Origin of the sequence: Bradyrhizobium sp. KBS0727, from assembly GCF_005937885.2 — a bacterium.
GTDB lineage: Bacteria > Pseudomonadota > Alphaproteobacteria > Rhizobiales > Xanthobacteraceae > Bradyrhizobium.
In genome coordinates this window covers 3,721,240-3,746,610 of record NZ_CP042176.1, presented here as the reverse complement: position 1 = coordinate 3,746,610, position 25,371 = coordinate 3,721,240, and the positions used below count along the sequence as shown (strand labels likewise).

28 protein-coding genes, 1 tRNA gene and 1 pseudogene are annotated in these 25,371 nt (G+C 59.4%); 9 read left to right on the top strand and 21 right to left on the bottom strand.

Annotated elements, in window-relative coordinates:
- Positions 1-94 precede the first annotated feature (94 nt).
- From FFI89_RS17405 to FFI89_RS17395, 3 genes are all read left to right on the top strand, one after another.
- Positions 95-676 (top strand): beta-1-3, beta-1-6-glucan biosynthesis protein, encoded by a 582-nt coding sequence (locus FFI89_RS17405; RefSeq protein WP_138838600.1) that lies wholly within the window; start codon positions 95-97, stop codon positions 674-676.
- Between the two features lie 191 nt (positions 677-867).
- The gene (locus tag FFI89_RS17400) at positions 868-3,540 is read left to right on the top strand and encodes a glycosyltransferase (RefSeq protein WP_138838598.1); all 2,673 of its coding nucleotides are present in this window, start codon (positions 868-870) and stop codon (positions 3,538-3,540) included.
- A 229-nt stretch (positions 3,541-3,769) separates the two neighbouring features.
- Positions 3,770-3,845, top strand: a tRNA-Lys gene (locus tag FFI89_RS17395).
- A 56-nt stretch (positions 3,846-3,901) separates the two neighbouring features.
- Here FFI89_RS17395 and FFI89_RS17390 read toward each other — a convergent pair.
- The 6 genes from FFI89_RS17390 to FFI89_RS17370 form a co-directional block, all read right to left on the bottom strand.
- Complete coding sequence (locus tag FFI89_RS17390) at positions 3,902-5,074, bottom strand: hypothetical protein (RefSeq protein WP_138838596.1); 1,173 nt, start codon at positions 5,072-5,074, stop codon at positions 3,902-3,904.
- Between the two features lie 35 nt (positions 5,075-5,109).
- Positions 5,110-5,367, bottom strand: coding sequence for a hypothetical protein (locus FFI89_RS34375; RefSeq protein WP_138838594.1), 258 nt, complete (start codon positions 5,365-5,367; stop codon positions 5,110-5,112).
- Positions 5,368-6,060 (bottom strand): hypothetical protein, encoded by a 693-nt coding sequence (locus FFI89_RS17385; RefSeq protein WP_138838592.1) that lies wholly within the window; start codon positions 6,058-6,060, stop codon positions 5,368-5,370.
- The gene (locus FFI89_RS35370; RefSeq protein ID WP_371722518.1) at positions 6,057-6,260 is read right to left on the bottom strand and encodes a helix-turn-helix transcriptional regulator; all 204 of its coding nucleotides are present in this window, start codon (positions 6,258-6,260) and stop codon (positions 6,057-6,059) included. The genes FFI89_RS17385 and FFI89_RS35370 overlap by 4 nt, the downstream gene beginning before the upstream one ends.
- 550 nt (positions 6,261-6,810) lie before the next feature.
- The gene (locus FFI89_RS17375; protein WP_138838587.1) at positions 6,811-7,518 is read right to left on the bottom strand and encodes a hypothetical protein; all 708 of its coding nucleotides are present in this window, start codon (positions 7,516-7,518) and stop codon (positions 6,811-6,813) included.
- A 325-nt stretch (positions 7,519-7,843) separates the two neighbouring features.
- Positions 7,844-8,827 (bottom strand): hypothetical protein, encoded by a 984-nt coding sequence (locus FFI89_RS17370; protein WP_138838585.1) that lies wholly within the window; start codon positions 8,825-8,827, stop codon positions 7,844-7,846.
- Positions 8,828-9,052: 225 nt separating this feature from the next.
- Between FFI89_RS17370 and FFI89_RS17365 the strand changes: the two genes are divergently transcribed.
- The 4 genes from FFI89_RS17365 to FFI89_RS17345 all read left to right on the top strand — a co-directional run bounded on the left by FFI89_RS17365 (position 9,053) and on the right by FFI89_RS17345 (position 13,720).
- Positions 9,053-9,700, top strand: coding sequence for a DUF6680 family protein (locus FFI89_RS17365; protein WP_138838583.1), 648 nt, complete (start codon positions 9,053-9,055; stop codon positions 9,698-9,700).
- Between the two features lie 136 nt (positions 9,701-9,836).
- Positions 9,837-10,265 carry a hypothetical protein gene (locus FFI89_RS17360; protein ID WP_138838581.1) on the top strand — a complete coding sequence of 143 codons (429 nt, stop codon included), beginning with the start codon at positions 9,837-9,839 and terminating at the stop codon, positions 10,263-10,265.
- A gap of 1,847 nt (positions 10,266-12,112) precedes the next feature.
- Complete coding sequence (locus tag FFI89_RS17350) at positions 12,113-12,784, top strand: hypothetical protein (protein WP_138838577.1); 672 nt, start codon at positions 12,113-12,115, stop codon at positions 12,782-12,784.
- Positions 12,785-13,249: 465 nt separating this feature from the next.
- Complete coding sequence (locus FFI89_RS17345) at positions 13,250-13,720, top strand: hypothetical protein (RefSeq protein WP_138838575.1); 471 nt, start codon at positions 13,250-13,252, stop codon at positions 13,718-13,720.
- A 141-nt stretch (positions 13,721-13,861) separates the two neighbouring features.
- On the opposite strand, the gene FFI89_RS17340 is transcribed toward FFI89_RS17345, so the two are convergent.
- The 11 genes from FFI89_RS17340 to FFI89_RS34370 form a co-directional block, all read right to left on the bottom strand.
- On the bottom strand, positions 13,862-15,106 hold the full coding sequence (locus FFI89_RS17340) for a hypothetical protein (protein ID WP_138838573.1): 1,245 nt from the start codon (positions 15,104-15,106) through the stop codon (positions 13,862-13,864).
- 193 nt (positions 15,107-15,299) lie between these two features.
- Complete coding sequence (locus tag FFI89_RS17335; RefSeq protein WP_138838571.1) at positions 15,300-15,638, bottom strand: hypothetical protein; 339 nt, start codon at positions 15,636-15,638, stop codon at positions 15,300-15,302.
- Between the two features lies 1 nt (position 15,639).
- Complete coding sequence (locus FFI89_RS17330; protein ID WP_138838569.1) at positions 15,640-16,701, bottom strand: phage major capsid protein; 1,062 nt, start codon at positions 16,699-16,701, stop codon at positions 15,640-15,642.
- Positions 16,691-17,311 carry a hypothetical protein gene (locus FFI89_RS17325; protein WP_138838567.1) on the bottom strand — a complete coding sequence of 207 codons (621 nt, stop codon included), beginning with the start codon at positions 17,309-17,311 and terminating at the stop codon, positions 16,691-16,693. The genes FFI89_RS17330 and FFI89_RS17325 overlap by 11 nt, the downstream gene beginning before the upstream one ends.
- Before the next feature lie 28 nt (positions 17,312-17,339).
- Entirely contained in the window at positions 17,340-17,672 is a 333-nt protein-coding gene (locus tag FFI89_RS17320; RefSeq protein ID WP_138838565.1) for a hypothetical protein, read from the bottom strand.
- 69 nt (positions 17,673-17,741) lie between these two features.
- Positions 17,742-18,158 (bottom strand): hypothetical protein, encoded by a 417-nt coding sequence (locus FFI89_RS17315; protein ID WP_138838563.1) that lies wholly within the window; start codon positions 18,156-18,158, stop codon positions 17,742-17,744.
- A 786-nt stretch (positions 18,159-18,944) separates the two neighbouring features.
- Entirely contained in the window at positions 18,945-20,153 is a 1,209-nt protein-coding gene (locus FFI89_RS17310) for a virulence-associated E family protein (protein ID WP_138838561.1), read from the bottom strand.
- Positions 20,150-20,350 carry a hypothetical protein gene (locus tag FFI89_RS17305; RefSeq protein WP_138838559.1) on the bottom strand — a complete coding sequence of 67 codons (201 nt, stop codon included), beginning with the start codon at positions 20,348-20,350 and terminating at the stop codon, positions 20,150-20,152. Before FFI89_RS17305 ends, FFI89_RS17310 begins: the two co-directional genes overlap by 4 nt.
- A gap of 647 nt (positions 20,351-20,997) precedes the next feature.
- A complete protein-coding gene (locus FFI89_RS17300; RefSeq protein ID WP_138838557.1) occupies positions 20,998-21,234 on the bottom strand; it encodes a hypothetical protein in 237 nt (78 codons plus the stop codon).
- A 180-nt stretch (positions 21,235-21,414) separates the two neighbouring features.
- Positions 21,415-21,684: a hypothetical protein gene (locus FFI89_RS17295; RefSeq protein ID WP_138838555.1), complete on the bottom strand. Its 270-nt coding sequence runs from the start codon at positions 21,682-21,684 to the stop codon at positions 21,415-21,417.
- A 667-nt stretch (positions 21,685-22,351) separates the two neighbouring features.
- Complete coding sequence (locus FFI89_RS34370; RefSeq protein WP_168212917.1) at positions 22,352-22,522, bottom strand: hypothetical protein; 171 nt, start codon at positions 22,520-22,522, stop codon at positions 22,352-22,354.
- A gap of 132 nt (positions 22,523-22,654) precedes the next feature.
- On the opposite strand from FFI89_RS34370, the pseudogene FFI89_RS17290 reads away from it, so the two are divergent.
- Together FFI89_RS17290 and FFI89_RS17285 are read left to right on the top strand one after the other, a co-directional pair.
- A pseudogene (locus FFI89_RS17290) lies at positions 22,655-22,975 on the top strand (HupE/UreJ family protein); the annotation flags it as partial.
- Positions 22,976-23,268: 293 nt separating this feature from the next.
- Entirely contained in the window at positions 23,269-23,643 is a 375-nt protein-coding gene (locus FFI89_RS17285; RefSeq protein WP_138838553.1) for a hypothetical protein, read from the top strand.
- Between the two features lie 182 nt (positions 23,644-23,825).
- Here the strand turns inward: FFI89_RS17285 and FFI89_RS17280 are convergent, their stop codons facing one another.
- The 4 genes from FFI89_RS17280 to FFI89_RS17265 all read right to left on the bottom strand — a co-directional run bounded on the left by FFI89_RS17280 (position 23,826) and on the right by FFI89_RS17265 (position 25,346).
- On the bottom strand, positions 23,826-24,110 hold the full coding sequence (locus tag FFI89_RS17280; protein WP_138838551.1) for a hypothetical protein: 285 nt from the start codon (positions 24,108-24,110) through the stop codon (positions 23,826-23,828).
- Between the two features lie 95 nt (positions 24,111-24,205).
- Positions 24,206-24,439 (bottom strand): response regulator, encoded by a 234-nt coding sequence (locus FFI89_RS17275; protein WP_246669180.1) that lies wholly within the window; start codon positions 24,437-24,439, stop codon positions 24,206-24,208.
- A 71-nt stretch (positions 24,440-24,510) separates the two neighbouring features.
- Complete coding sequence (locus FFI89_RS17270) at positions 24,511-24,888, bottom strand: response regulator transcription factor (RefSeq protein ID WP_138838549.1); 378 nt, start codon at positions 24,886-24,888, stop codon at positions 24,511-24,513.
- Between the two features lie 101 nt (positions 24,889-24,989).
- The gene (locus FFI89_RS17265; RefSeq protein WP_138838547.1) at positions 24,990-25,346 is read right to left on the bottom strand and encodes an HdeA/HdeB family chaperone; all 357 of its coding nucleotides are present in this window, start codon (positions 25,344-25,346) and stop codon (positions 24,990-24,992) included.
- Positions 25,347-25,371 lie beyond the last annotated feature (25 nt).

The window sequence follows — 25,371 nt, the reverse complement described above, 5'->3', positions numbered from 1 at the left end:
AACCGGCATGGGAATCGTCAGGAGTCTCCGCCGCATTGGGGACCTATTTGGACGGCAACAAGCCAACCGTCACACGGAAACAATCGGGGTATGTATGCGTCGGGTGCTTGATCCAGGAAAGTCGGTTGTGCGCCACCTCGCCGCCGCCGGTCTCGTGTTTCTGATCGGATCGGGCGCTGCGTTCGCCCAGAGCGGTGGCCAGGCCGCCCAGGATCAGGGTAAGCCCCCGGCGGCCAGTGCCGCCGACGTCGCCAAGGACAACCAGCGCAAGACCGACGAGTTCGTCGAGGCGTCGCAGGCCATCAACGGCCCGGCCGGCAATCCCGAATGCGTCTGGCTCGGCCGCCGCGTGGTCAGCCTGATGTGGCGGGACGACCTCGACACCGCGTTCCGGCACCTCGACCTCTACGACCGGTTCGGCTGCCCCGGCGGCCACGTCCAGGCTGCCTTCCGTTGCCTGACCCGCTTTGGCGGCCAGATCGATCCCAAGGTGGCCGAAACCCTGTCCAGCCGGATCCATGCCTGCTGGATCAATCCGGGCGCGCAGCCCCAGGCTGCCGCCGCGGCAAGCCCGGCGCCGGCCGCTCCCGCCACCGCCGGAAGCGCGGCGCCGCCGGCGCCGGCCGCGACCCCTGCTCCGGCTCCCGCTGCCGCGCCCGCGGCTGCGACAAAATAACCGCCGCGGCGTTGGCCGGGAACGTACGGATTTTTCGGTTTTCGAACAATCCGCGCCCTTAAAACGCCATGCCGTCATACCAGTTGTGAATTCGCGCGGCAGGATTATCCTTACTCTTGCCGCCGTGTCGGTCGAACCTTGGGGACGGGTTCGCTTTCCCCCAATGCAGGCCCCCTATGGTTTAGCCGCCGATGCGCGCCGTCGTCGCCGTTCTGCTGTTTGTGACCGCAGCTCACGCTGCGCTGTGGGGCCTGTTTCAGGAAAAGCAGGCGGCCCCCGACTTCAAGGGCATCCTGCCGAGCGTCTCCTACACGCCGTTTGAACCCGGCCACGTCGTCGACCTCACGATCGACCCCGCGAGAATTCGCGCCGATCTGAAACGGCTCTCCACCGTGACGCGGGCGATCCGCTCCTACTCCTCGACCGAAGGCAACGAACTGGTGCCGCCGATCGCGGCCGAGTTCGGCCTCAAGGTCATGGTGGGCGCCTGGATCAGGAAGGATGACGACTACAACGCGGCCCAGATCGAGTCCGCGATCGCGCTCGCCAAGCGCAACAGCAACGTCAACGGCATCGTCGTCGGCAACGAAGTGATCTTCCGCGGCGAGCAGAAGGTCGAGGACCTGATCGAGCTGATCAAGCGGGTCAAGAAGTCGGTCAACGTTCCCGTCACGACCGGCGAAATTTGGAACAGCTGGCGCGACAATCCGGAACTGGCCTCGTCGGTCGATTTCATTGCTGCCCACATCCTGCCCTATTGGGAAAACTTCACGGCCAAGCAGGCGGTGGACCAGGCGGCCTACCTCTACGGCCTGCTGCGCGAGAAATTTCCGGGCAAGCGGATCGTGATCGCCGAATTCGGCTGGCCCAGCGCCGGCTACAACCTGCGGAACGCCGAGCCCGGCCCGTTCGAGCAGGCTTCGGTGCTGCGTAATTTCGTCGCCCGCGCCGAAGCGATGGGCATGGAATACAACATCGTCGAAGCGATGGACCGGCCGTGGAAATCCTTTGAGGGCGGCGTCGGTCCCTATTGGGGCATCCTCAACAACGACGGCGAAGCGAAGTTTTCGTGGACCGGCCCGATCGTCAACGAGAATTACTGGAAGCTTGCCGCCATCGCGCTGCTGGTCGGCGTCCTGATGTCGCTGCCGATCCTGCGGCTGGAACAGCCGACCGTCGCGCAGGCATTTGTGCTTTCGGCGGCGGCCAACGGCGTCGGCGCCTGGGCCGCCACCGTATTCGCCTTCTGGTCCGGGCATTACTTCGTATTCGGTTCGGCGTTCGCGCTGACGCTCGGCCTGATCCTGCTGGTGCCGCTGGTCTTGATTGCGATGGCGCGGATCGACGAGATCGCGGCGGTCGCCTTCGGCCACGGCCCGCGCCGGCTGATCGCCAAGAGCGCAGCCCTGGCGCCGGCCACGATCGGCGAAGGCGTCACCTTCCCAAAGGTGTCGATCCACATCCCGGCTTACTTCGAGCCGGTCGAGATGCTGAAGCAGACGCTCGATGCGGTCTCGCGGCTCGACTATCCAAATTTCGAGTGCGTCTGCATCATCAACAACACGCCGGATCCGGCGTTCTGGCAGCCGATCCAGGATCACTGCCGCGCGCTCGGCGAACGCTTCAAGTTCATCAACGCCGAGAAGGTGCAGGGTTTCAAGGCCGGCGCGCTGCGGATCGCGATGGACCGCACCGCTGCTGACGCCGAGATTATCGGCATCATCGACGCCGACTATGTCGTGCATCCGGACTGGCTGAAGGACCTGGTGCCGGTGTTCGCCGACCCGCGCGTCGGCCTGGTGCAGGCGCCGCAGGAACACCGCGACGGCGACCTGTCGCTGATGCACTACATCATGAACGGCGAGTATGCCGGCTTCTTCGACATCGGCATGGTCCAGCGCAACGAGTTCAACGCCATCATCGTGCACGGCACCATGTGCCTGATCCGCCGCTCCGCGATGGACATGGCCGGCGGCTGGTCCAGCGACACCATCTGCGAGGACACCGACCTCGGCCTGACCATTCAGCAACAGGGCTGGCTGACGCACTACACCAACGTCCGCTATGGCGAGGGCTTGCTACCCGACACCTATGAGGCGTTCAAGAAACAGCGACACCGGTGGGCCTATGGCGGCTTCCAGATCGTCAAAAAACACTGGCGGCGTTTCCTGCCCGGCGCCAGCCGGCTGTCGCCCGATCAGCGCCGCGAGTTCTCGCTGGGCTGGCTAAACTGGCTCGGCGCCGAAAGCCTCGGCGTGGTGGTGGCGATCCTCAACCTGATCTGGGTGCCGATCGTGGCGTTTGCCGACATCTCCATTCCCGACAAGATTTTGACGCTGCCGATCATCGCCTCTTTCATCGTCTCGCTGACGCACTTCATCGCGCTCTATCGCCTGCGGGTGAACATCAAGGCCGGCCAGATGCTGGGCGCCATGATCGCGGCGATGAGCGTGCAGTGGACGGTGTCGCGCGCGGTGGCGCAGGGCCTGATCACGGAGCATCTCGCCTTTGCCCGCACCTCCAAGGGCGGCCTGTCGCGGATGTCGATCGAATTTCAGGCGTTCTGGGAAGCCGTGATCGGCGTGCTGCTGCTGGTGGGCGCCACCGTGCTGGTGGTCATGAACGGCTACAAGCAGGTGCGCGAAATCTACATCTTCGCGGGCGTGCTGGTGCTGCAAAGCCTGCCGTTCCTGGCCGCGGTCGCGATCGCGCTCCTGGAAAACTCCCGCGCCAATTCCTTTGCCTTCTGGCGCAACAGCGCGGTGCGGACGGCGGAACTGATCGGGATCCGCCCGGTCCGCCTGCCGACGGTGGCCGCCCCGTCCCAGCCGGTGGCCTCGGAGATTCGCCGGGAAGCGAACTGATACATGGCGTTTTCAAGCGAAGTGGACCCCGGCTCGCGCCCGGAAAACGCGTCAGACAAAATACTGGGCCTCTACAGAGGCTCAGTGGTGGACGGATTGACCGGCCAAGCCTGAGGAGATTTCGCTAACCGTCAGCGGCATAAAGGGAATTCAGGCCCCAAGACCAGCGGTTTTGCCGCACAGCCGCTATTGACCCAAGGGGGCTCGCCCCCTACACAGCGCGGCAAGTGAGCGCGTAGCTCAGGCGGTAGAGCACGTGACTTTTAATCATGGGGTCGAGGGTTCGAGTCCCTCCGCGCTCACCATGAAATCAATCACATAGCAGGTGTCCAGCGTGTCATTCCGACACGGAGTCACTTGCTCATTCCGAAATTTGCGCACCTTTCGTTCTGGAGTTCAGTCTCATCCGCGCACCAGATTTTCGCTGTTGCGTGGTCGCTTGGGCGTACCTCAACAACGCCGCAGTGGTCTTGTGACCGCTGAGCGCGCGAAGCTGCGCGTCCGTCAGATTTGCGTCGGCGCCTTCGACGTTGCCACCGTGACGGAGGCCCATGAACTTGATTGCCGGATCGATGCCAGCGGCGGTTCTGATCTTCGCGACATGGCGCAGGAAGTGCCGTTTTTTCCATGGCAGCCGAATGCCCTTGAAGCGATCGGCGACGTCGCGGGTTACGATAAGCGAGCCGTGACGGTCGGCAGCATCAAGCCGCGCCATCAGTTCCGGCCAAAGCGGCGTTCCGTCGTCGTCGTAAAGCGGCAAGTCGACGATCGCGCCGGTCTTGTGGTGAATGATCTTCGCGGTTTGCGGCGCGTCTGACGGACGGTAGTTCGACCACGCCAGCCGGCCGATGATATCGATCTCACGCTGCAGCCAATAAAACGCAATCATCGCCGCGGTGCCGATCGACCGTTCTCCGAATTCGTCGGCCTTGGCGACGAATTTGATCAGGTCGTCGTGCTGGAATAAGCGCGTCGGCTTGCTCTTGTAGCTGAGCCCCATCTTCTGGAACGGGTTCTCAGACGGCACCAGGCGCGGTTCAGAGCGCCTTGCGACGCCCCACGCGCGTTGCGCCACCCTCATCGCCAAAACGGCTGTACGGGTCCGCGTGCGGCCCTTGGAATTGACCTTGAGCTTTTCAAAAAGCTTGTCGGCGGTCCCAGGCGTGATTGATGCCAGCGCGAGCGCACCGAAAAACCGCCCGTCCTTCAATATGTGCTTCGACACCAGCGCCAACATCCGATCATAGGACGATCGCGTGTCCTCACCTTTGCCGGTGTATTTCGGCGACGACTTATAGATGCCGACCATCCAATCCCATGTGCCGGACGGCGCACGCGGCAGCGAAAGGTCGGCCTCGCCATGGGTCAGCCACGCCTTGTAATGCGGGTTGAGAACGTCGTCGCACTTACGCTTGGCGATGGCGTAGTCGGTCCCCAGGGCCTCGGGCAGCACCGGGCAGCCAGATCGCTTTGCGCGCGTCGGCGGCGCCCAGTAGTACGCTGTGGCACCACTGGCGAGGTGCTTCGCGGTCATGAGGTCAGGCCATCCGGCAGGCTTGCGACGCGGCATCAGACAAGATCCTCCGCATTCTCTGCTAAGACCGGCCCATCACAGCGCAGGCCGTGTCGACGGGCGGCGTCATGATCAAGTTTCGTGCGGTGCCATTTCGGAAGCGCGCCCTTGGTCCGCGATGGCTGCGAATAGACGCCCCTCGCGACCTTTGCCAGAAACGCCTCTACCGACGGCTCGTCGACATAAGCCGCGGCCGTCTCACCGCGCATTTCGAGCGGCCATCCGCAACCGGGATTTGCAACAGGACGCGACATTTAGGCCGCCACCTCGCGCCGCTTATCGACCTCTCTGCGCAGGATTTCGAGGATCCGCCAGTCTTCGTGGTGTGGCAAGCTATCGATGAGGAAAGTCGAGCGTTCTTGACCAAGCCCATCTATGATCAACAATGCCGTTTGCCGGCGGCGTTCGTTTTCTTTCCGTTGCCCTTCGTCGTATCGTCGGCTCCCAGCCTCGCGACGGGCTAGCGTCTTTTTGGAGTCAACGCGCCGGTTGGCTTGCTTCTGCAGTCGCTCCGCTTCCTGCTTCTGGAATCTGGCTTCATCGAAAGCCGCGATCACGCTGCCGTCTGATACAACCTCGCCATTTGCGGCGCGATCGAGCACGGACTGGACAATCTCGGCTAGCGCGCTTTTAGCCGCCAGCCTGTAAACGATGCCGGGATTCAAAAGCGCAACGGTTGCGTTTCGCCCTTCAGCAAATTGAGCCGCCCGCATATAGTTTTCAGCGGTTCGTAGCTTTAAACCGCATTCGGCTTCCACCCAGTCCCGGAAATGCCCACGCTCTACCAGCGACTGCTTTACGGCAATCAGGTCGCAGCCGATCTCAATGATCGCCTTCGTTGCGCCGCTCACCGTCTTGCGGATCCGGGACGCCTGTGCGCGCAACGCCTTGGCGGTCACAGCCGGCACTGCGTCGTAGTCGAATCTGGCGGGCGCGGGCAGCATCATTGCGTTGCTGCGCTCCCAATCTGCCTTTGCCGCTGAACCCACGCCGTCGGGTCGCGAAGCCAGGCCTCGACCTCAGCACGGCGCCACGCGGGAGCCTTGGGCGACAGCAGGATTCGCTTCGGAAACAAGCCGGCGGCTTCGGCGCCCTCTAGCGTGCGGTCGGCAACTGGATTGACCCTCTTGATCTCTGGCCGCCGCATCCACGGTGTCTGTGGTTTTTCACTCATCGTCGAACCTTTCGCTTTCTAAAACATTGATTGTGACCAAGCCCCCAGGGACCGCAAGGGGGCGCGGATGAGCCGATATTTAAAGGAGAAACCAAATAAGCCTTGTTGGCCGTCAGGCATGGGGACCGCAAATCAGTTAGTGCCATAGCGAACAATGTAGGCCGATCTTGCTGCTGTGCGTGTAGTCACGTCGCTGTGAATGCAGGCGCATGAAGTGCCGAGTATGGTTTTCTCGCGGTAGAACCCCTGTTGGTCGTTGACCGTGAATCTATGCCGTCTGTGAAAGACTTTCTGTTGCGGCCCGCCGTCTGCTGTGAAGCGGCGGGCCGCCTCATTTACGCGCTCAGGTCCGGCTGTTGCCGCACCAGCGTCATGACCGACGCCTTGGCCGGCTCATCGTCGTGCAGGAACGTGACTACGATCTCTCTCACGCAATCAAGGACGGCTAGAGCGTCGTCCCGCCCGTCAAGGCAACTGGCTGGCGATCATCAGGGCGTGCGGCGGTGCCAGTGTTCAATTTTCATCAGACCGCCCCCGCCGGGTTTGGCAATCGCACATTCGGATGCATGTCGACCAAGGCGTCGATAACGGAGATTATGAGAGCGTTGGCCTGGTCGTCGTCAATGCGTGCGCGCTGCAGATCCGGGAATAAATACAGCAGCGCGAGAACGCCGGCTATCGTAGTTGGCGACGTCCGGCCGAGGGTGTCCAATGCCTCGGCTTCCGCGTCCATCGCGGCATTCATGACTTTTTCGCTATCACCTGCGATCGCCTTTTCTCGCTCAGTCTGAACATCTAGGGCGGTCTTCGCCTCCGCATTCGCCTTGCTGAAGCGGTCAGGCGGGAGGAGCCGATCAATATGTTCGTGAGAGTAAGCCAGAGTCGGTGTTGGCTTGCCGGGCTTGCTTGCATCAAGCACCGAAATGAACGGGTACGGACCGAGGCCCTGCTCGATCATCATTTCATCGCGGCGGTCGACCTCGGATGCCGCGGCGGCCACTGCCGCCGCTGCCGTCCGGTAGTCCTCGATCAGCGCGAAAATCGGATCAGGCTCTCCAGACGCCACGGCGGCCGTAGGAGCCGCGGTGTCCGCGGTGGCTGAAACTGTCGCCAGCGCCAGAACGGCGCCACCGACGGCCACGCCAGCGGATTGGGAGAGGAATTGACGGCGAGTCGGATCTGCGGGCGTGTTTGTGGGTGGCGTGCTATGCACGCAATCAGCTCGGGCCATGGAAGATATCCTTCGGCTTGGGTTAGGCTCGCCCGGAGTGCAGCAACACGCCCGGCGAGCCGACTTGCCTTGATAAGCAAGATAATATAAATGTAGTTACGCAACTTCAGTAAGTCAACTACATTTAATGGACAATATGGGCCGCCCGCCTTCCGCTGAACCCAAGAGCTTACCGGTGTCATTAAGACTGCCGGCGAAGGTCAAAGCTGCTGCAGAAGCCGCAGCAAAGGATGATACCCGTTCGCTTTCGTCCTTCATTGAGAAGGTCGTCACCGATCACCTCCGGAAGAGCGGCCACTTGAAAAAGTGATACTATACGCCGCGTCTAGTCCCAAAGCCCGCGGCTAACGGTGTCGCCCCTGGTCGTCGAACCATCGTCGAACATCACCTCGTCAAGCGAAACCAGTTTGGAATCGCCGAACTTCCTGTATTTCGGCGCAAACATTTTGTTCGCTTCGGCCATGTAGAACTTGATCCGTTGTCGCAACTGATCGCGCGCGATCTTGCCGGCCGATAGTTCGGCCATCACGTCGTTGACGACGTCGAACTTGTCCTGCTCTGGAAACCATCGCGGGATCATTGCGGCGATTTCGAAATAGTCTTTAGCGTCCTGCTCCCGCTGAACTCGCTCAGCACGAAACTTTTCGCGACGGTGTCTGATTTGCTGGGCGACGCTGTTGCTATTCTCGGTGTGCTCTCGAATGAAGCGATCGAAAGCAGGGTCGTTCGCGCGCGCATGGTAAAATGGTTTGGGGCAAACAACGGGCTTGACGCGTTGGCGTGAGCCGTCGCCCGGTATCCTACCATGCGTAAGAAAGCTAACTGTTACTGGCCGATTTGTGCTGAACAGCGCCTTTATCTGCTCCTTGTCAGCCTCGCTCAACGGTGTAGGCACGCGCTTATATTGAATCTGAGTGCATGCGACGCAGTAGCGCGTTCCACGATTGCGGAATTTGACGTTGTCCCCGGTCATCTCGTGGAGGCCGTTGCGACACATCGTTGCTTTTCGAAGAGGATTATTTTCGCTCTTGCGCCGATTCGTGGAGGCGTTGCTGAGACACTTCGCTTCCGCACCCCATGCGGGGTGCAGCGACATGTGTTGCAACAGTCGACCGAGTGTACATAGATAATGCTCGCCCTCTGCTGACCGGTAGTAGTCCGCCAGCGTTCGCTCGCCCGACCGCAGCCCAAGCATAATCGCTCCGGCCATTTCCGGCGGCAACCCGGGCGGCATTCCTCGCCATTTCAGTTCGGCGGCTCGATGTTTGTCAGCGAGCGATTGGCCAAGCGGTAATAGTGCGTTCTCCATGTCTCCGCTCCATCAGCGCGGAATGCGCCGACGGATTCCAGAACCTGAGTCGCGGCAGACCGGTGGCGACGGGCGCCATCAACTTTCCTCAGTCGAAGCGAATCGGTGCCGAGTCTCTCCCTCTCCCCTGTGAATAGCCGGGAGAAGCTGGTATTTGCCATCCAGCGCGCGCTGGGCGTGCCATCCTGACCCCGTTGCGAATCGTGCGGTAAGGAGATTTTACAAGTGGCAATTGAATGGTGGGTTGTTCTCGCGACCATCGCGGGGCCGGTGATCGCCGTGCAGACTCAAAAATGGATTGAGCGCGCGACTGAAAACAGAAATCGCAAGCGCCAGATATTCGACGTAATGATGGCAAACCGCGCCACTCGGTTGGCTGACGATCACGTCCGGGCCGTCAACATGATTGACCTTGCCTTTTTGCCGAAGGGCTTGAATGCGTCGAAAAATCGTGAGGTGCTCGCTGCATGGCGGTCATTGTTCGGCGAGCTTACTCGGGGGATACCCGAAGAGGAGACGGACCCCGGGAAGCTCCGAGCATGGACGGAGCGATGCAATGAATTTTACGTAAAACTACTGTCGAAAATTTCAATAGCTCTAGGCTACAACTTCACTGATGAGGAATTGCGCCGTGGAGTTTACTATCCGCGAGGGCATGGGGAACGCGAGCAAGCTCAACTTGCGATTTTGCATGGTTTAAGGCTGATCCTCGAGGGTAAGGAGTCCTTACAAATGCGACTTACTGCGGCTCCTGGCGCGGACGTCACAGCCGAATTGCAGAAAAAACTCACTGAGAGAATGGTCGACGCGTATGACGCAGATGGATCATTGAAAGTTAGAATTCAAAGTGACGAAGCCAAAGGCAGCACATAGGTGTCTTCTGTCGTTTTCCCCCTTTCGGGGCGCGCCAGTGGACGGTCTGTTTTCCCCAGCTACGACGCGCAGTAGCTTGCACTCGTTCCCTGCCCCAAGGGGTTGATAATTTGGGAATGCCGCGCTTCAATGGGCCATGCCCGCCCTCACCCGCCGTCGATATCCCGAGCGCCAGGACTGCTGGCACGTCTTCTACGCTGACGTGCACGTCGGTACGATCTCCAGGCGCGTCGGCCAGCCGCTCGACCTCGATCCATGGGAATGGTCCTGCGGCTTCTATCCGGGCTGTCATCCCGGCGAGCACACCAACGGCACGGCCGCCACGTTCGATCGGGCGCGCGCCGAATTTGAGTGTGCTTGGGAAGTATTCTTATCCCGCCGGACCGAGGAAGATTTTCGGGAGTGGCGCGATCACCGGGATCGGACGGCTTGGAAATACCGGATGCGCGCCTTCGGCCGGAAGATGCCGACAGAATTTCCGACTGGCCGGTCACACTGCTTTTGCGGTGCGCCGATCGAGATCGCCACCGCGGACCGGCACGTACTGGCAGAACACCGGACTTAAGGGCAGACCGCGATGTTGCGTAAACAGCTAGAGTTGCCGCCTGAGGTCGCCAAGGCGTTCGTTCGGGTTCAAGAAACTCACTGTCAACGTTGACAGTGAGCGCCGCAGTTTCGGTTTGTGACGTGATATGCGAGCGTATTTCAGGGCCGAGACGCAGAACAAGCGGGACGAGATCGCCGCCCGGCAGCGGTCAGCGCTCAGCGAATTCCAAGGCCCTCGCGACAAAAAGCTTCGGATTACCGACGTGATCAAGATGTTCCAAGAGATGAAGGACCAATCGTAGCCAAACGAATTCCAGAACAGAATTCGTTTCCGCCTGCCACCGCAGGCACGCCGTCGGTTTGGTGCCCGAAGGATGCAGAACTTGAGTCGCGGCAGACCGGTGGCGGTCTCTGCCATCGGCTTTCCATAGTTGAAGCGCACTGGATTTGAGTCGGTGCCTGCTTTGCCCGTAATTCACCGGGTTGGACGCGGTACGACGGCCCGGCGACTTCCAGTTCCAGAATTAACCTGCAGCGCCGACAATTCATCTTAACAAACGTGTCTCGTTGCTAAGCCCCTAAGACAGCGTAGGGTTGTGTTGCCTGGACATCCATACCGCTTGTCCCGGCGTCAGGTCGTGACAAGGCCGTCAGATGTTTTCATCATCAGGCGGCTTTGTTACAAAGGGCAGGCTCTGGAAACACGAGTCCGGGCACCTGTGTGCGGTTCACGCCGGCCGGCGCCGACCTGTTCGCATAGGCCATGCATGGAAGTAAGGTTTCTAAGTTAGCTTAATGATGAATGTTCGTTGCAACCGCCGAGGTGCGGACTAGCATCAATGTCCCGCGAGGGCTCGCGCGCTAACCCTGACAGTGTTTTTCGAGAGGTCCGACATGTCAGTTCATACCTTTCTTCAGTACGTTCCAAAAACCTCGTCTTGGGCTGGGGTTTGGCACGTCACACAAATCTTCTTCCCCCGGCGTTCGATAACCGGCCGGCTTGTTCGCGGCACGGTTCTGCGTCGATACGACGGTCGAAAATGGATTTACAAGAAGATGGTCCGATCAACCGACTAAATCGGTTTCAATTGCCCGCCTGGTCGCCGAGGCTAACGCCCGCCACACCATGGCTGTCGCTTCGGACAGGAAGTCCCGCTGCAAACGTAGGCGTGAGCAAGCCCCTCGCTGATCAGGACTTGTCCAACGAGCCCGTCCGCCGATCGTTAGCCCGCCCCCATAAAGATGACCATAGCGGGAAAACCGCAACGCAGATAGAGCAGCCCTTGCGCGCCCGCCATGGTTGCGGAAAGATGCTCCCTTTTGGGGCATTCATAATGAATAATCCCGTGGTGGCATGGTCGGTGTTTGGCTTCGTCGTCGCTTTAATTATTTTCATCGTTGCTGGACCTATGCGGACTTCCGAACGACGGACGGCAACGCCCGCTGCCCAGCAAGCCGGATTGACACCTCAGCCGACCCCAACGCCCTCACCTCAAACGACAACGGTGCGAGAAGCCTCGGCGCCGCCTCCTGAAACGTTCCCAGACGCGAGAAGGGCCTGCACGCTGAAGGCCGCGGAAAGGCTGCCACACATTCCCGGCCTAGAAATCAAGCAAACCCGCACGAGAGTCCTGCCAATTCCGACCAATTGGAAGCAAGAAGTACCCCCCGTCCGCGTCGAGGTCGACATCTTCGCGGCGGGACAGGCCGGAACCTATGCGTTCGTTTGTGCTACCTCACAATCCCTAACCGTTGTGCAGCCTTTGGCAAACTAATCGCCATTAACACCCGCGACCTGGGACGCGACGACTTTGATGGTTCGGCTGAACACCCCCGTCGCTGGTCTCACAATTGGAGCAGCCCCAAATGTCCCGCTCGGTTCAAGTCAAAGGCACCAGAGGAAGTTTAAAGTGGATACAAACGGCTATAAACCAGCCAGCGCCACGTTTAATTGACAAAGCAATTCTACAGTCGCTGAAAAACGCTTCCGAAATCTCATGGAGATCGCCGCTTGCGGCTGACGACTTTGCGGAATACCGCGACGGATCTTTCTTGGAAAAGATCGAGGCAACAAATCTAGCGAATGAATTATCGCGGTTTTGGCCGAATCGAGGTCCCCAGTGGGATGCACTCGCAGTATCAGATGTCGGTGACGTTCTGCTCGTTGAAGCCAAAGCGCACATCCAAGAAATGCTGTCCTCGCCAACGCAAGCCGGCCTGGCATCACGAAAGAAGATCGCGAGCTCACTTAAAGAGACTGCGCAATTTATGCGAGCGAAGCCGCTCGCGCCGTGGACAGATGCCTTTTATCAGTTAGCAAATCGCCTTGCCCATCTGTACTTTTTGCGTAAGCACAAGAAGCGGGCGTGGCTCGTATTGGTCAATTTCGTTGGTGACGGTGACATGGAGGGACCATCATCACCGGCAGAATGGCAAGTAGCATATAAAGTAGCATGGCATGTTTTAGGCATTCCTGATCAGAACCCTCTTCAAAAATATATCGTGCATGTATATCCGGATGTTGCAGCGTCACCTTGACACTTGGCTGCTGTCCCGAACGCAAGATGGCCGCATCCAAGTCGCGGCCCCTTGCGTGCTCGCTCTGGTTGCGGGACAATCGAGTTTTATTGATCTAATCATTTGAGGGTACTGATGCGCCGTCAGGGAATAGTTGCCGTCATCCTCTTGACCATCGCGTTGCCGTCGGCTGCCGTCGCTCGTGGAGGCTATTCCGGACATAGCTACTCACACAGTAGTGGTGTACGGCCGGCTCCGGTCTATCGATCCGTCCCGGCCTATCGCGCCCCTGTTTACAGAGCGGGCCCGGTTTATCGACAACCCGTTCAGTCGCGCGCGCCCAGTGTTACATATCACCGCGCCACCAGCAGCGTCATTCATGTTCCCTCCTCGATACAGCATAGTCGCCCTCTCACTGTTCTCCGCACTTCGCCCGTATGGCGCCCAGCAGTGCATCATGTGCGGTTGCACGGCGGATTGCTTGCATTGCCCGCGCTTGCAACAATAGGAATCCCTGTATTATTGGACGTGCCGGAGATCGGCGTGGTTAGTATCGATGAGGACGCTTACGCCGCAATTTTTCCCTTGCTAACATCGGAAAACGAGGCCGATCGAGAGCGGGCCTTCGTCCAGCTACGCGAACAAAGAGAGCGTGCGCCGGCTGCTAATGATCCCACCGTAGTAGACACGGCGGACGTGCCGCCTTCGGCCTATGAGAGGGGAAGGGCAGCGCTTGACCGTGGAGAGTTCGATGCAGCTATCGTCGAATTCACCGCTACGATTTCCAATGATCCGAAGGACCCCTTTTCGTACATAAGGCGCGGGACAGCCTACGAGAGAAAGGGTGATGCTGCGTCGGCCATCGGCGACTATCGCATGGTCCTGAAGCTTGTTGACGCCGATACCGGTGCCGAATACGCCGCCAAGATACGGAAACTGGAGAAAACAAAAAAATGAATACTGGCGAAGGACGGTCAGACGGCGCTCACGTTATGGCCTGAAAGTTGAAGGCCTTGATGACGTGCTGAGAAAGAAAAGGCCCCCCCCATTTGTAGGGAGGCCTCGACAATCGATTTCAGAAAATCATATTGCACATCGCTAACACCCGATGACGTAGCCACCGCCGCCACCTGACGGGGCGGTGAGCGAACCGAACCCGCTGTTATTTAGCAGATTGAAGCTGTTTGTGGCCGCAGGAGAGCCGGTAGCGGTAATACCGCGGAGGGCGCACCACTGCATCGTTGAACCGGCAGCGAACGCAATGGCTGTGGTGCCGTTGGTCGCGGATGGCACGAGGGTAATCTGGTTCGTAGAGTTACCCACCCAGTTTACGACTGTGTTGATCGTCTGCGTCTCGCCGCCCTGAATTTCCAGCCAAAGCGGCGCCGTCATCGTGATGCTAGTGAAGGTATTGGTCTGGGTGATCGTGCGGACACCGCCCGCGGCCGTAGCCCCGAAATTTACCGTTCCGAGCGTTTGGCCGCTGGTGGTGATCTGACTGCCGCCCGTTCCAGTGAACGAGATGGTGCTACCTGTATTCCCCGTGAACGTGAGGTTGCTGCCAGTTTGAATGGAGAACACGCCGCCGTTACCCGTAACGGTGTAGGTAGCGGTACCCAGTTTGTACGTTCTAGTCGCTGTTCCCGACCCACTAAATGCGCTGCTGGTAGATGACATCGAAATATTATTGTTGTTGACGCTGTTGTCGAACGTCCCGGTAAATGAACCCATGGCAATGGACTGGATCGTGATGGTCCCACCGAAATTGAGCGTGACCGTACCACCGCCAGAATTGCCGTCGATCCCAACGGCGTCTCCGGCGCCGGGAACAGACTGACCGCCAGCACCGCCAGAACTTGCGGCCCAATGTGTTGTTGTCGAACTGTCCCAAGTGCCGGTACCGCCAACCCAGTTGCGGTTCGCATTGTGAACGGTCAAGCCATCGACGATGTACGAATGGTCGCCGGAAATATCGAACCGATACCAGACAAGCGAAATGTCCTCGAACGGTTCTACGCTGGTGATCTGGAGAGGTCGGTCAGTGTCGTCATAAATTTCGTCACCGACCACGAGATTTTTAGCATGACAGACATTGGTGCCGTTGCGCCAGATGCTCTGTTCTCTGAACAGGACATAACTGTCGTTAATGCGATACCATGTGAACGGCGGAACATCGCCCTCAGTGGCCGACCACCAACTGCACCACGCGGCGTAATCGGCGTAATCGATGTTCTCGACGTGGTTGATGATCTGCGCGCCGTTCGTCACGTCGAACGCGCAAACATCGTCGCCGCTTGCTAGGTCTATTGGACTCTTGTAACCGGACGGAGTCAGGATCTGCATGGGTTAGTTTCCAATGACGTCATTGTCGCCTCTTTCGTTGGAAGGTGCGGGCCGGGTTATTGCCCCCGCCCCGCATTGGTGTCTTCCCAGCTTCCGAATCTCGGCCACGCGGTAGGAATCCGCCGCCGACTGTCGTCTGTTAATTGCCGGCACCTGACGACTGGCCGGCTTGCGCGCGATGAACGACGCAAACTCAATTATACCCTGGCGCACTGTTCCACTCGGACTCAAGGCGGGCGCGATCGATAACTGTCACCGTGCAACCCATCACCTTTCGCGCGCGAAGATCGACAACTTGACTTCGGCTGACCATCGGAATGCCTCCCATTTTGATCGAGCGTCGCAATAACCCTCGATGCCCTTTGAACGACGCGTTCATTTTCTCGCCATCTCGGATCAGGGACACGACTTCGCCGTCGTCGTGATGGACACGGCCTCGCCAGCCATCGCTCATTTGAACAACCGCGCCGGGCTTCAAGCGTGTCGCTAGCGGATCGCTGCTTTTGAGTGGAATAAGCTTGTGTCTTGCCATTTTACGCTGTCCCCACCAGCATCGCGACCGGCCCGCGCGTGCTCGCGTCGCCAACGCTGTGATTGATAATGTCACAACGCTGAACACCGCGAACCAAGACCTGGTCGGTGTCCAAGGCCCGATCGCGGCTAATTGCGATAATCGTCTGTTGCTGCCGCTCGACCAAAACGCTGGACATGGCCAAGTTGCCGAAGAACAACATTGCCTTGCCTGTCAAAGTGGTAGGCACGTCCTGAAGTTTTCCGCTGAAGCGCACGGGAAAGCCGAGATAGTTGGCGCTGATTGTGCCGTCTGATCGCTGCGTCGCGACCAAGCCGCCGGAAACGCCCGCAAGCCGGCAAAGGGTTTGTGCATAGCCGGTCGCAGAGACGTACCAGGCTGCCCCGGGGATTGCCGCCGCGAGAACCCCTGCCATCAAATTCGTGATGTCGGTATTGTCGATGGTTAGGAAGGTGTTGTGACCGGCCGCTGCCGCGACCGATGATTTTAGGCCGACGAGCTTGGTGGAAAGCCCGCTCATTCCAACGAAGGCCGAAGTGCCGTCGCCGTTGAACCCTCCATCGTCCTCCTTGGCCGCAAAGGCGTACCCAATTTCCGAGGTGATAAATTCGCCGAGATCGGCCGCGCTGTCCTCAAATAACTCGGAAGAGGCGCGCCCCATGATGGCAAACTTTTTTTGAGCACTCTCGACGGCATCGAGTTGGAGTTGTGATTCTGGGATGGCCGCGCCCTCTGTCACGAAGTTCGCGGTCAAGCCACCAATACGGCGCGGGCGAACTTGCCCGTCAGAGCGCGTTGGCCGGACCTCTGCACCCTGACGGAACGCTCCCATTGTCTCGCGTACATTGATGATGGCGTTGTCGAAATCCTGCGGCGCCAGAAAGCCGCCGACGGAGTTGGTCGTTCCACTGGTCGCCTTCGTCAGGCCGATGCCATGATCGATGCACCAGAGGCGGGCAGCGTCCTGCCCCATGACTGCTTTGGCCCAATAGCCGACACGCTCCGCCTTCTGCTCGGCATCCGGACCAGTAAATGCGCGCACGCGATTCGATTTAGGTAACATTTTGAGCTTTCTTGAGTTCGCTGTTGGTGACGATGCCCTCTTTCAGAGCACCTGTTCGCAGTTCCTGCAGCGGATCGCCAATTCCGAGGAGCGACAGTCCGGAACCGATGGTGCTGCCCATGGCGAGCCCCTTTACCCACCGGCCATCTATTGGCTTGAGGGTGTCGCGCGCGCGCTCTTCGAGCGCCTCCAACCTCACCCCGGCGAGCACGATTTCACGGCAGAGCGCCCGCCACTCGGTGGCATGATCGACAACCCATTGCTCCGTTTCGTGGTGTTGGGCATCTTCCAACTGCCTGCCAAGTTCGCGGTCCACGTAGGCGATGGCGTCGAGCTCGGCCCGGATTTGCTCATCACGCGATACAGCCGGCACCAGCAGATGCGACGGCGTTGACCCGTTCATCAGTTGTTGAATGTGGGCGTTGACGCGGCGATCGTGGTCGCTCAACGGTCGCGATGGTGGCGCGCCGGCCTGCATCGCCTTCCAGCTCGCGGCGCCCTCGTCCTGAAGGGCGCGTGAACGCTCGTAAAGCGCCAACCTTGTTTGCCTAATTTCGGCGACGGTCGTCGGGTGATGGGCGATAGGCCCGTTGGTTTGTTTGGTTGCCATGCTCTGGTCATAGCGCCATGAACTGCCTTCAAACGAATTCGATTCGTTTCTTTTTTCGGCGCAACCCACGAAAGCGTTGCGCTAACATTTCTTGCGTGTGCGGGTTATCCGACCGGCGCCTAGCAACTATCATCGCGGCGTCGCGAGAGTTGCCAAGCTGCTCCATCTCAGCTATCGCGCCCGCGTTCTCACGCCGATAACGCTCGGCGGGAAGTTCATCACCACCGCGGACGATCTTGGCAAGCCGCTCGAAAGCGCGCGCCTCGACCACAGCCGGAGTCATCCGCCGTCCCACGTCCGCGATAATCGCGCGCACGATGGGGGCGAGGTCGCGCCGGAGATGGTCGAGCGCCAGGGACATCAGTTATTGCGGCTCGCGAGGCGGTGCGGATCGGTAGCGGCTCGAATGAGGGCGACGGCTTCGGACATTTTACCAGCGCACGCCCAATTCTTTCTTGAACTCTCTTTGCAGGACCTCAACGGGAATGTTCAGCGCCTCGGCGATATCGATTACATCCTCATTGAGAGCAACCATGGCTGCCACAAAGCGCCTGGAGCGATCTGGTGTATGGTCGACGCTCCACATCGCAACTGCGAGGGCGCTGGCCAGACTTCCGAGGTCGTCCGGATGAGATCGCGTCGGCCTGCGTAGCATCCAATGGTTGGCGGCGGCGTGCGCAAGCAGATCGCCGTATCCGACGTCGAACTTGTTGCAGATCGCCTCGATGTCTTCGTTGCCGGTGTAGTAGGCGCGCCCTACCGCGTCCCAATCGACCGTTGAAACCCTAGGCCGCCGGCCGGCACCAGGCCGAACGCCGCCCCTACCCACACCCTTTGATTTCGTCATTAGTTTTTCGCCTTTCTCTTTGATTTGATATTCGTCAAAAGTGCCCGTGAATTGCGGGTTACTCGTCTTTTTCGTCCCTTTGATTTGCTAAAAAAGGACATCTTAAATTCCCCTGACGGGAAAAATTATCTGGATGAGAACCTGTGCGGTTCCGTTCCCTTTTGCTCCCGGAAAAACAGAAACCGGCATCCCCGTGGTGCTGCGCCGGCACGATGGGGATCTTGAATTCCGAGAAATCAAGAACACCGATATTCCAAGAGGTTGCCGAACTCCGGGCGACCTGAATGCGATGGGTCGACCCTGATTTTCGGTTTCGGTGCGAACGGACCGAACCGCCCGGTTCCTGCTCCTTACCGGCGCCAGCCAGAATCCCCTTGGCCGGCGGGGGCTTTGATTGACCAACGAGAACGTTAATTTGCAAAAGTGGAAGATTCTGAACCCGTCCGGTCCACGCCCTGGTCGGTTGGCGGGAAGAAACCGCCATGTCCCGAGAACAAAAAATGAGGGCGATTAGCACAGCGTCCCGAACGACGCGGTCGGTGGTGCTGGCCTGGATTGGGCGGAAACCGCCATGCCCTGCACGTTTGTCACCAGTGTCACCACTGTCACTAGTGACACCGGTGGGTCCCAAACCCTTATCCCGCGCGTGTATTACTAGAATTAAAACTAGTGACAGTGGTGACACTGGTGACAAGTGCTGTGCCGCAACGGCTTCTGATGTCACCACCACCAGGCTTGTCACCACTCGATCACTGGTGACGTTCGCTCTTTGTGTCCGGATTGAGTTCATTCCGACGCCTTCCGATAGCGCCATGCACGCTTGTCACCGGTGCGCACCTGTGTGCGGAGCAGCCCGCGCGCCGTTAGCACTCGCCCCGCCCGAATCATGTCGGCTGGGGTTTGGCGGCCGATCTCGATGTGCAGAACGTCGCGAAGTATCTCGGCAACGGAGACATCGGTGACGGTCTTCAGGTACTCGCCGATCGCATCGTCCCAAGGGTCGCCCTGGTAACGGGCTATTTGCTCGCCATCGGCGATGCGCTGGGCCTCCGGGTTGACGAGCCACCAGGCAGCACCGGCGCGATATAGATGGTCCGCCTCCGCCCAAAGCTGATCCCGTGCACTAGATAGGCCGTCAACGTCGATGCGGCCGGCCTTGATCGGCCAGAAGCGCCGGCCGCCCGTTTCATCCTTCAGGTAGGTTTCGCTGTTGGTAGTGCCCCAGAACACGCAGGAGCGCGGGCTTTCGATAACGCGCGCCCCATAAGGCGGCCGAAAGCGATCGGTGGCGCGGCTGATAAAGGCCTTGATTCGCGAAACTTCGCTACGGGTCATGGCGTCGAGTTCGGATATCTCGATCAGCCAAGCGCCCTGGGTCTGCATTGCAGCGTCTTTTCCGCCAAGGTCCGCCAATTCATCGGAGAACCACGGGTCGAAAAGGATCCGCGCAGCCGATGATTTGCCGAGACCCTGCTTGCCCTCGATTATCGGGACAGTGTCGACCTTGCACCCCGGGTTACGAACGCGCGCAACCGCGCCGATCAGCGCGGAACGGCCGATGCTTTGGGTGTACGGCGTTTCGTTTGCGCCTATGTACTTTGTGAGCCAGTCGTCCAGGCGCGGCTTGCCGTCCCATTTATTGCCGTCGAGATAGTCCAGCACCGGGTGATATGATTGCTCGCGCGCGACGACCTCAACAGCCTGCGCAGCAGTTTGCGGCTTGATCGGAATGCCAAGCCGCTGAAGATGCTCAGTGGCAAGCAGATCGTCATGCGGGCCCCATGGCCGTTGTTGGAAATGCAGAGGGTCCCAGGGCGGCGCGGCCACCGCCATCGTCTTCATCGCGAAGACGTCGTAGGCCAGCATCGATTTCAGTTCTGGCGAGCTTCGGAGGGCATGGCAGCCATTGGCGAGCGTTCCTTGCGGCGCACCGCTACCGAACCTCATCAGGCCGTTCGTCCACTCTGGCGGTGGCATGCTGACAACGTTGCTCACGCCGCCACCTCGCCGAAATGCAATCTGGCGATCGTCGCGGCGACGCTGGTGGACAGAAAAAAGCGCGACGCCAACCGGCGCGCTTGAAGCGCTTCGCGTTCCGTGGCATGAGATAACGGCGTTGCTAGCGCATCTTTGGAAATTTGGAGAACCGCCGGGTTGCCGCCCGCGCGGTTTTTCTTTTTAGGTGGTGGCAATCGTCACCCCCCTGGCGCCCACAAACTCTGCCAGCACCCTAGCCGCCGCAGCGGCGTGATCCTCCAACATCACAGGCAGCGATAGGAATTGAACGTCGCCGCCGCCCGAGATGTGACTGACGCGGAAGACGGGGTCTCCGCCACACCTGTCGCGGCTGGGGTGCACGCTGACGACACCGCCGAGTTGGCGGATATCAGATGCGTAAATGGGATTGCGGCGCGCCCGCATTTGAGGGGCTTTATCCCTCGTTTTGCATTCCGACAGCACGAAAAAGTCCTTTCCGGTCAGCGCCGGAACGAACGGGGAAAATGTCGGAATGCGAATTGATTTTGCTGACTTGTCGCCAGCCTTTTAATCATGGGGTCGAGGGTTCGAGTCCCTCCGCGCTCACCAATAAATCAATTACTTCGATGCGATCGTCTCGGAGATTGAAACGATTGTGTGGGCGTTGTGTTGGCAAATCCCTCGCCGACGGGCGGCGTGTTATTGGCAGTGGCGCCCAAGGTCTTTCCGTAGGAATTTCAGAGCAACGCGGTGCGCCATTCCACTCAGTCCAACAGGTTCACTCTGGTTAGTTTGGCTTTGGGTCCAGACTCGGGTCCGGCTGCCCCGCCGCCCGAAACGCCGGTTTTCCCGCGACGCCAGTTCATCCGAACGGTAGTTTCTCCTGGCCCTCGTGCCACTCGATGACGCTGAAAGGCATCCCGCGCCTGAGCATCTCGGCCTCGAGGTCGGCGGCGTGCTTCTTCCAATCCGGCGTATCGCGAACGCGGAACCTTGGATCCTCGCCCTGCTTTTCCTGCGCATCGTCGGACGCCAGCGCGCCGCGCGCGGCCTCGTACATCAGGGTGAGGCTATCGTTCGTGAATGCCTGATAATCCATCTTGGCCTCGTCACGAAAAAGCCGTCGCGGAATTCCCAACGACGGCCCTTACGCAATACCAGTGACCTCCAGAAGGTCGACTTCATACTGAGGCATACTGAGGCCGATCAGTTAATCTGCAGTTACGTGTGCGGAATCGGCCCCGAAGGCGTCAAGCGATCAACGCCGTTATCGCATGCCTCAGGAGGACGCCCCTGTTCCAGATGCAAACGCAATGAATCGCTGCATGTATTCGGTCGCGTTTTTGGGCGACCACAATCCCTGTTGGATCGATTGCCTCAAGGCGCTGCCGATTTTCCGGTGTTCGGTTTTCTGAAACAGTCCGACATAAGTCTCCAACAATTCGGACGAGACGTCGTCGACGCTGGCCGCCAATGCATCGAAACAATATGCGGATTCGGGCTTTCCGCTCTCATGTCCCGCATAGTGTGCGAAGGCCTCGAATTGCATCCTCAGGACTCTTCTGTCTTCGATTATATCTCGCATCTTAATTTCCTCCGCCAAAGTGTGGTGCGGGCGCCAGCATAGAAATTGGCGACGGCCTCTTTAGGGCGCGGGACCGAAGCCTCGCCACCGCCAGATAGCCCCCTCCACGACTCTGGGAAGGCCGCTGGTGAGTCCGAAATTTGCAGGGTGTCATGTGCCGGCCGCGGCGCCAGCGCATGGCTAGCCAGCGCTGCGAGCGCCGGGCGATCATTCGCGCCCTCTCTCCTCGTTACCGCTGCTGCAGGATTCTGGTTAATGAACCGGCAACGTTGCTGGCGTAAGATGCGGTTCACTCGCTGCCGGACGCTCGAAATGACCGAGTACGTCATCAGGGAAATTGGCCTTCATCAGTGGCTAGTGTTTGCCGATCGGGAAAGCATTGCTTTGCGCCGACGAAAATGAGGCGGTGAAAGTAATGACCGAGCATAGCGCGCGTCACCGTCGATCACCCGACTCAATGGATATCGCGCCAGGGCAAAGCCCGCCGGATTGAAGCGGCGGGCTTGAGGCCGTTACCGACGGTGTGAGCGCGGGACCGAAGCCCCGCGCCCTTGTCGTCATCACCGCCTTCGTCTGGCGTGAGCCGCGATCCACTGCCGGTTGCGCTTCCGGTAAGACCTTCGCCGCCGCTTCATGTTCGCCTCGCGACGATCGTTCGGACAAGCCCCTTCAGGTCGCCGCAGATCAGCCAGTCGAGGCTGATACGGTACTTTTTCGCGAAGCACAGCAAATCATAGTGCTTGAGCCGTCCTCTCACCTTTGCGATTTCCGCTTCCGGTACGCCGCAGTCGGCCGCGATCAAATCGGTCCGCCGTCTCATTTCGTCTTTGAAATTTGCCCGCGCCTTCTTTTGATTCTCCTCATCGCAGCCCCCGCTGACCGAGCAGGGCCTGCATATAGCCGTTGATGAATTGACGGCCGCTCTCGTCGAGTTCGTCGAGCTTGGCTGGTTGCCTTCAGCTTTGGGCTTTTACACGGGTTTGGCTTCGCCGGAGCGCTGGCCGAGGTAGGATTACCTCAACATGCGATCCCCGTTGCGCTGCTGTTTTTCAACCTCGGCGTGGAGATTGGGCAGTTGGCTTTCGTGGCTGCGGCCCTAACGGCGGGCGGCCTGTTTCGCACCGCAATGGCGCTTCGCCTCAAACCTGCCCTGATTGAGCGAGCAGTCAATCGGCTCGACGTCATCGCGGCGTACGCGATCGGCACGGTGGCGGCGTTTTGGCTGATCGAGAGGACCTGTGCCTTTTTTGTGTGAAGTCCGCAAAGTCGCTCGGGCATGCGGGACGTCGCTTTAACCTTTTGTAAACCAGAATCTCCCAACCTCCTGGCGTGCAACCGGTCCGCGGAGGACGAGATGTGGCTCGATTTCGCCATTTTCCTGGTCGCCTGCCAAGTTCTCACCTTCGGCATTATTCGCATCGTCGAGGCGATGTCGCTGATCTAGCAACGTTCGCTTCAGCACATCGTGCTTTGTGGCAGCCTATCCACGCTGTGGCGCGCCCGTCAGTCCTACCCTAGGGCCGGTCAAAATCCGCGGCTCTCGATCCCGTGAAGCCGCTTGGTGCCGCGCTGCCGACGAAACAGACGGCCGGGCCCGACGAAACCATTTCCCAAGTTCGACGGAGATACCCGGAAATGAACGGCTGCTTTGATCGTTTCCGGGAGGAACAACGGGGTGCGGCCATCGCGGCGCCGATATTCAGCCGCTATCTGAGCCGACGGGGCCCGTTCTGTTTCTCGAGTGCTGGTAACCAACATTTAACGGCAGCGGCGCACGATCGGGTCGTCATGCTCAGAGGTGTCACCATAGCCGCACTGGCGCTGACCTTTGCAAGTCAGATAGACCAGTATTTGTCCGACGGACGGTACACGGACGTTGCACTCGCGATGCTGCGTCAAATACGCCATAGTTTTATAGGCTAAGGCCGCGTCAGTTGGCCGCCTCTCATGAGAAAACCCGCTCCTGCGGATGCGTTGCAGGACGACCAATTCGACCTGCGTCCCGACCGCCGCTGCTGCTCTAGCAGCCGTCTGCCGCGCGCATCGCATAGAAAATATACCAACGATCAAGCCCGCTTTTGCGGGGCGGGCTTGATCGAGGTCTGTTACCAATTCCGATGGCGGCGCCCCGTGGGACCGCCGTAATTGGCGGGATGAGCAACCGTGTGTTCGCGAGTACCCAGATAAACCGGCGGGTCCTTGTAGGTCGTGTATGCAACGTGGGACGCCGGCGCATATCCGTCGTAGGTCGCCACGGGGGCGTAATCACGATAGTAGCCGAACGCGTATCCACCCCAATAGCCGTAGTCGGGACCATATGCATGCGCGGGCGATGCAAGGCCGCCAATTGCGACGGTGACCGTAGCCAACACGATGGCAACTGTTTTCATGAAGAATCTCCCTTTTCCGGAAGTTGTCTGGACCCTCAACCGGGTGCCTGGGCTATCGTTCCTTTGTCTGAACTGGCGGCCGGCAGGTTCACGCCTCAATGCTGCAACTCGATCCCTGAAATCCCGCTGAGATGAATGTCACGGAGCAGGCAATCCGCACTTAGGCTGGTGGAATCCTCCAGAAAGGACTCCGCCGACGTGAAAGTCTGCACACGAAAGCCGTGCGCCGACAAAAGCCGGGTGAGCCCTTGCAGCATGCTGCGATTGTCGTCGATGACAATTATAGTGCGCACGCGATTGCCCATCCGGATTTGCTTCAGGTCAGCCACCACATGGATTTGCTCGAGAAAATTGTCTGCGAGCTATCTATTTTGTACCGCGCCACGGAATTATTCGAACATTACTCGCCTCTACCAGTTACCCGATTGATCGCATCAATCAGCAATTTCGACAGGAACGGTTTCCTGAGGTAGGCGATACATCCGGCATCAAACGCCTCCTGCCGGGCCGCGTCAGTGTCGATCGCGGTCATGAAGATCACCGGAAGGTCGGTGCCGAACGAAGTCAGTTGACGCTGCAACTCGATCCCTGAAATCCCGCCGAGATGAATGTCGAGGAGCAAGCAATCCGCACTTAGGCGGGTGGCATCCTCCAGAAAGGACTCCGCCGACGTGAAAGTCTGCACACGAAAGCCGTGCGCCGACAAAAGCCGGCTGAGCCCTTGCAGCATGCTGGGATTGTCGTCGATGACAATTATAGTGCGCACGCGATTGCCCATCCGGATAGGCCAGCTGAAATTTTCCTTGGGCGACGGTCCTCGATCATGAGGTTTTTGCGAGTAGGCAGCTCCGTCAGTTCGTCATTGCGGCTTGAGCCACGTCATGGCTTCATTTCAATTCCGAGCTTCGCCCGCATATCCTTGAACACGACGGCGATCGCCTCGATGATGAGCTGTTCCGGATTGGCCTTGCAGTAGACGATCACTTCGTGCTCGGCTTCCTTGCTCTTGCTCACGTCCATGTAATGCTTGCGGGCAAGCCCGTTGTACCAGCCGCTGTACCAGGCAGTCAGCCGGTCGGCGTCGCCCTGCCAGGTCCCCGCCAACTGGGCACAGGTCAGCTTCTGAACGTTGATGAAACCATTGGCGTCGGCGTAGCTGCTGATATCCACCTGGGCACGCGCCTCGGAGATCGCCGTCGCGAACAGAAGCATTGCGGTGATAGCGAACCTGGACATTGCTTTTCTCCAGCGGAGGAGCCGG

Coding starts and splice junctions, on each gene's coding strand:
- FFI89_RS17405 (WP_138838600.1), top strand. CDS start 95: ATGCGTCGGGTGCTTGATCCAGGAAAGTCGGTTGTGCGCCACCTCGCC.
- FFI89_RS17400 (WP_138838598.1), top strand. CDS start 868: ATGCGCGCCGTCGTCGCCGTTCTGCTGTTTGTGACCGCAGCTCACGCT.
- FFI89_RS17390 (WP_138838596.1), bottom strand. CDS start 5,074: ATGACCGCGAAGCACCTCGCCAGTGGTGCCACAGCGTACTACTGGGCG.
- FFI89_RS34375 (WP_138838594.1), bottom strand. CDS start 5,367: ATGTCGCGTCCTGTTGCAAATCCCGGTTGCGGATGGCCGCTCGAAATG.
- FFI89_RS17385 (WP_138838592.1), bottom strand. CDS start 6,060: ATGATGCTGCCCGCGCCCGCCAGATTCGACTACGACGCAGTGCCGGCT.
- FFI89_RS35370 (WP_371722518.1), bottom strand. CDS start 6,260: ATGCGGCGGCCAGAGATCAAGAGGGTCAATCCAGTTGCCGACCGCACG.
- FFI89_RS17375 (WP_138838587.1), bottom strand. CDS start 7,518: ATGGCCCGAGCTGATTGCGTGCATAGCACGCCACCCACAAACACGCCC.
- FFI89_RS17370 (WP_138838585.1), bottom strand. CDS start 8,827: ATGGAGAACGCACTATTACCGCTTGGCCAATCGCTCGCTGACAAACAT.
- FFI89_RS17360 (WP_138838581.1), top strand. CDS start 9,837: ATGCCCGCCCTCACCCGCCGTCGATATCCCGAGCGCCAGGACTGCTGG.
- FFI89_RS17350 (WP_138838577.1), top strand. CDS start 12,113: ATGTCCCGCTCGGTTCAAGTCAAAGGCACCAGAGGAAGTTTAAAGTGG.
- FFI89_RS17340 (WP_138838573.1), bottom strand. CDS start 15,106: ATGCAGATCCTGACTCCGTCCGGTTACAAGAGTCCAATAGACCTAGCA.
- FFI89_RS17335 (WP_138838571.1), bottom strand. CDS start 15,638: ATGGCAAGACACAAGCTTATTCCACTCAAAAGCAGCGATCCGCTAGCG.
- FFI89_RS17330 (WP_138838569.1), bottom strand. CDS start 16,701: ATGTTACCTAAATCGAATCGCGTGCGCGCATTTACTGGTCCGGATGCC.
- FFI89_RS17325 (WP_138838567.1), bottom strand. CDS start 17,311: ATGGCAACCAAACAAACCAACGGGCCTATCGCCCATCACCCGACGACC.
- FFI89_RS17320 (WP_138838565.1), bottom strand. CDS start 17,672: ATGTCCCTGGCGCTCGACCATCTCCGGCGCGACCTCGCCCCCATCGTG.
- FFI89_RS17315 (WP_138838563.1), bottom strand. CDS start 18,158: ATGACGAAATCAAAGGGTGTGGGTAGGGGCGGCGTTCGGCCTGGTGCC.
- FFI89_RS17300 (WP_138838557.1), bottom strand. CDS start 21,234: ATGGATTATCAGGCATTCACGAACGATAGCCTCACCCTGATGTACGAG.
- FFI89_RS17295 (WP_138838555.1), bottom strand. CDS start 21,684: ATGCAATTCGAGGCCTTCGCACACTATGCGGGACATGAGAGCGGAAAG.
- FFI89_RS17280 (WP_138838551.1), bottom strand. CDS start 24,110: ATGAAAACAGTTGCCATCGTGTTGGCTACGGTCACCGTCGCAATTGGC.
- FFI89_RS17270 (WP_138838549.1), bottom strand. CDS start 24,888: ATGGGCAATCGCGTGCGCACTATAATTGTCATCGACGACAATCCCAGC.
- FFI89_RS17265 (WP_138838547.1), bottom strand. CDS start 25,346: ATGTCCAGGTTCGCTATCACCGCAATGCTTCTGTTCGCGACGGCGATC.